The following is a 1,134-nucleotide window of genomic DNA, read 5'->3' on the forward strand; positions in this document are numbered from 1 at the left end:
CGCGAGGACCGTGATCCACGCGCTCGGGGTGTCCCGCGGGTCCTCCGGGCGGTCCAGGATCTCGTGGACGTCGACCCCGCGCCGACGGCTCGGCGCCTGCGTGCCGGTCACCGGAGGCTCCCCTGCGCCGAGGCACCCGCGACCGGCACGACGAGGGTGCGCCACCCGCCACGGTCGAGGATGCCGCGGACGACGGGCTCGGGCGGGACGATGGTGGCGAGGATGCCGCGGCTCGACCCGATGGTGGCGGAGACGAGCTCGGCCGCCTGCTCCGCCGTGCACCGGCCCGTGACCACCGCGGTCATCCCGTGGACGTCGCGCCCGCGGACGTCGGGCAGGACCTCGGTGACGTCGCGAGCGTCCGAGCGGACCCGCACGTCGGCGAGCCCGACCAGGACGTCGGTCAGTCCTCCGGCGTCCCCCGCGTGCCGGGTGATCCCGTCGGGGTCGTCGCTGACCAGGACGACACGTGAGGTCCGCGCGGCGAGGGCCCGGGCGACGCTCGCGGCCACGACCACGGCGTGCTCGAACGCCGCGTCGCCGCCCAGGTCGGACAGCTCGGCGAGGTCGTCGCGGCCGAGGCGTTGGTAGGACTCGCGTCGGACGTCGAGCGCGATGACGGCCTCCGGCGGCTGGGCCTGCGTGGTCTGGCGGACGTGGAGTTCACCGCGGCGCGCGCTCTGCCCCCAGTGCACCCGACGGATCGGGTCCCCGGGTCGGTACGGGCGCAGTTCGCTGTCGTCCGCCGAACCGCCCTGGCCGACCCGGCCCTCGTCCGCCGACACCGCTCCGGCGAGCGCGCCCGTGTCGAGGGCGGCGAGCGGCACCGATGCGGGCACGACCACGACCTCCTCCGCGCGGACCACCGGACGGTCGACGCGCAGCAGGCCGAAGGGGTCCTCGACGCGGATCGTCACCGGGCCGACGAGGCCACGGCCCCGGTGCATCGCCAGGGCCTCGACGTCGAGGACGGCCGGGGGCGTCCTCCGCCCGACGGTCGCGTAGGTTTCGGCGTTCGTCACGCTCGCGAAGACGTCGTCCAGCTGTTCCCGGACGAGGAGCGTCGAGGGGGGCCCGACCGCAGGCCCGTGCCGCGGAGGGGGACGCGTTCGCGGTAGACCTCGCCCACCTGGA

The 1,134-nt window shown here is 76.2% G+C and carries 1 protein-coding gene; it reads right to left on the bottom strand.

The genetic code is table 11. From position 1 onward, the window contains the following. Positions 1 to 107: 107 nt before the first annotated feature. Positions 108 to 1,022, bottom strand: coding sequence for a DUF58 domain-containing protein (locus I59_RS20685; protein ID WP_022902986.1), 915 nt, complete (start codon positions 1,020 to 1,022; stop codon positions 108 to 110). Positions 1,023 to 1,134 lie beyond the last annotated feature (112 nt).

The organism is Curtobacterium sp. B8 (genome assembly GCF_000333315.1).
GTDB lineage: Bacteria > Actinomycetota > Actinomycetes > Actinomycetales > Microbacteriaceae > Curtobacterium > Curtobacterium luteum.